Source organism: Frigoribacterium sp. Leaf8 (genome assembly GCF_001421165.1).
GTDB lineage: Bacteria > Actinomycetota > Actinomycetes > Actinomycetales > Microbacteriaceae > Frigoribacterium.
In genome coordinates this window covers 472,437-476,067 of sequence record NZ_LMKB01000001.1, presented here as the reverse complement: position 1 = coordinate 476,067, position 3,631 = coordinate 472,437, and the positions used below count along the sequence as shown (strand labels likewise).

The window sequence follows — 3,631 nt, the reverse complement described above, 5'->3', positions numbered from 1 at the left end:
CCCCCTGACCCGTCGGCCGGCACGCCCGGCCGACCCGCACCTCCTTCTCGACGACGCGACGTGAGGCCCACCCCCGCAACCCGCATCACCCCGCACCACCCCTGGAGGAACAGACACCCATGGCATCCCTGCTCTATCGACTCGGCCGGTTCTCGGCCCGGCGGGCCTGGCTCGTCATCGTGGCCTGGCTGGTCGTGCTCGGCCTCGCCGGCGGCGCCTTCGCGCTGTTCGGCGGCACGCTGACCACCGCCGTCAGCATCCCCGGCACGGCGACCCAGAAGGTCAGCGACGAACTCGCCGAGAAGTTCCCCCAGGCGAGCGGCGGCACCGGAACGGTCGTCTTCACGACCGCCGACGACGCGGCCTTCACCGACCAGCAGAAGTCCGACATCGCGGCCCTGCTGACCGACGCGAAGGACCTGGACGACGTCAAGGGCACGACCGACCCGTTCGCGACCCAGCAGCAGATCGACGACCAGGGGCAGAAGATCACCGACGGTCGGGCCCAGATCGCCGCCGGCGAGGCCCAGATCACCTCGGGCCAGGCGCAGATCGACGCCGCGAAGGCCCAGATCACCGCCGGCCAGCAGCAGCTCGACGCCGCGAAGGCCCAGGCGCAGGCCGCCGGCGGGGCCGCACTCGCCGCCGCCACGCCGCAGCTCGAGGCCCAGCAGGCGCAGCTCGACGCGGGGACGCAGCAGATCGCCACGCAGCAGTCCACCCTCGACGCGGGCAAGGCCGAACTCGAGACGCAGAGCACCACGCTCGAGCAGGGTGCGTCGTTGCTCGAACTGACCGACGGCATCCGTCAGGTGTCGACCGACGGCACCACGGCCGTGGCCAGCATCCAGTTCGACAAGGCGCTCAACCTCGTCACCAGCGAGAACAAGGAGGCCGTCGTCGAGGCGATGAACGACGCCGACATCGACGGCGTCCAGGTCGAGGTGTCGAACGACATCGCGGCCAGCATCCCCGAGATCCTCGGCCCGGGCGAGGTGGCCGGCGTGTTCATCGCGGCCATCGTGCTGTTCGTCATGCTGGGCACGCTCATCGGTGCCGGCCTGCCCCTCGTCAACGCCCTGATCGGCGTCGGCGTCGGCGTGCTCGCCTCGCTGTCGCTCTCTGGTGCCGTCGAGATGCTGTCGGTCACGCCCGTGCTGGGCGTGATGCTCGGCCTCGCGGTCGGCATCGACTACTCGCTGTTCATCCTCAACCGCCACCGCACCCAGCTGAAAGAAGGGGTGCCGCTGCACGAGTCGATCGGCCTGGCCAACGGCACGTCCGGCAACGCCGTCGTCTTCGCCGGCTCGACCGTGCTGATCGCCCTGCTCGCGCTCAACCTGACCGGCATCCCCTTCCTCGGCCTGATGGGCACCGTCGGCGCCGTCTGCGTGTTCGTGGCGATCCTGATCGCCATCACGCTCACCCCGGCGCTGCTGCGCCTCGTCGGCCTGCGCATCCTCACCAAGAAGGCCCGGAAGAACGTCGGCAACACGGGCGCCGTCCGCGTGCCGACCAAGCCGATGAGCACCACCCGTGCCGTGCTGACCCTCGTGGCCGGCGTCGCCGTGCTGCTGATCGTCGCCATCCCCGCGCTCTCGATGCGCCTCGGCCTGCCCGCCGGGTCGTCCGAGCCGGTCGACTCGAGCGCCTACAAGGCCTACAAGCTGATCGACGAGAAGTTCGGCGCCGGCGTCAACGGCCCCCTGGTCGTCGTGGCCGACCTGCCGACCGCGATCTCGGACGACGACCTCGTCTCCGAGCAGGTGCGCATCGGCACGATCCTCAAGGACCAGGACGACGTCGCCGCGGTCGCCCCCATCGGCGCCTCGGACGACGACACCCTGCTGGCGTTCCAGGTCGTGCCGAAGGGCGGTCCGACCGCCGAGTCGACCGAGCAGCTCGTCCGCGACCTGCGCGGCCTCGACATCGACGACGTCTCGTCGCTCGGCGTGGCCGGCAACGCCTCGGGCAACATCGACGTCAGCGAGAAGCTGGCCGGTGCCCTGCCCCTCTACCTGCTCGTCGTGGTCGGGCTGTCGTTGATCATCCTGATCTTCGTGTTCCGCTCGATCCTCGTGCCGATCACCGCCACCATCGGCTTCGTGCTGTCGCTGTTCGCCGCGTTCGGCGGCGTCACCGCGGTGTTCCAGTGGGGCTGGCTCGGCCCGGTCTTCGGCGTGCACGACCCGGGGCCGATCCTGAGCTTCCTGCCGATCCTGATGGTCGGCGTGCTGTTCGGGCTCGCGATGGACTACCAGCTGTTCCTGGTCAGCGGCATGCGCGAGGCGTACGCCCACGGCTCGCCGGCCCGCCTGGCCGTGCAGCGCGGCGTCCACGCCGGTCGCACGGTGGTCACGGCCGCGGCGCTGATCATGACGGCGGTCTTCTCGGGCTTCGTCTTCTCGAACTCGGTGATGATCCAGTCGATCGGCCTGGGCCTCGCCCTCGGCGTGCTGGTCGACGCGTTCGTCGTGCGCCTGCTGCTGATCCCGGCCGTGATGCACCTGCTCGGCGACGCCGCGTGGTGGCTGCCGAAGTGGCTCGACCGCATCCTGCCCGACGTCGACGTCGAGGGCGCCTCCCTCGAGCGGTCGCGGCCGCACGCCTCGGCCGGCGACGCGTCGGGCTCGGGCTCGGACGCGGGCGCGGCCGCGGGCTCGGGTTCGGATTCGGGTTCCGGTGACGGGCACGTCTCGCACGTCGACCCGACCGCCCCCGTGGACGCCGTCCCCGACGGCAGCGACCCCGACCACCACGGGCGCCACGCGGGCTGACCCCGCACGTCGCACCACCGACTGGACGTCGCACCGCCGAACTCGGCGGTGCGACGTCCATTTCGTGGTGCGTTGTGGCTGTGGCCGTGGCCGTGGCCGTGGCCGTCGCCGGCCTCGGGGACGCGACCCGCGCCTCCTGATCGGGTCGCACCATCGTCGCGTGGTCGAACCACCCTCGAGCGTGGTTCGACGACGCGGGCGTGGTGCGACCCGGCCAGGACGAGGAGGCGCGGGCGTCGTTGCCGAGGAGCGCTCACGGTCATAGGGTGGCCGGGTGATCATCCCGTCCGCACCTGCGACGCCCACCGGGCGTGAGGGGGTCGTCGGCGCCGCGTGCGCCGGCTGCAGGTAGTCGCGTCTCCGCCGCGGATCGACCGTCGAGGTCCGACCGCGCACCCGTGCCGCGTGGGCTGCAGCCCCGGCACGATCCCACGAGAACACCCGGGTCGGCCGACGCGTCGACGGCGGGCACCCGCGCGGTCGCCGATCGCGCAGGTGTGCGCGTCGACGGCACCGTGCCCCGGGCCCGACGACCGGAGAACCACATGATCCCCCTGACAGAGAAGACCGTCCGCGCCTCGTTCGTCAACGCGAGCCGCCGAGAAGCAGCCGACCTGACCCTGCCGCCCGACTTCGCCGACCTCGACTGGACCGACCTCGAGTACCTCGGTTGGCGAGACCCCAGGCTCGCCCGCCGGGCCTACGTCGTCGTGCCGACGCTCGACGCGGACGGCGAGCCGGGCCCCGCGGTCGCCGGCGTCGTGCTGCGGCAGGCCGAGGCCTCGCCCCGGCAGCGTGCGCAGTGCACCTGGTGCCAGGACGTCCGCCTGCCGGCCGACGTGCTGTTCTACGGC

The 3,631-nt window shown here is 71.9% G+C and carries 2 protein-coding genes; both read left to right on the top strand.

Annotated features, from left to right (window positions below; translation table 11 throughout):
• Positions 1 to 119: 119 nt before the first annotated feature.
• Positions 120 to 2,777, top strand: a complete 2,658-nt coding sequence (locus ASL10_RS02220; protein ID WP_082460079.1) for an MMPL family transporter — start codon at positions 120 to 122, stop codon at positions 2,775 to 2,777.
• 545 nt (positions 2,778 to 3,322) lie between these two features.
• On the top strand, positions 3,323 to 3,631 hold a 309-nt coding region (locus ASL10_RS16455), incomplete at its 3' end, for an FBP domain-containing protein (protein WP_235452316.1).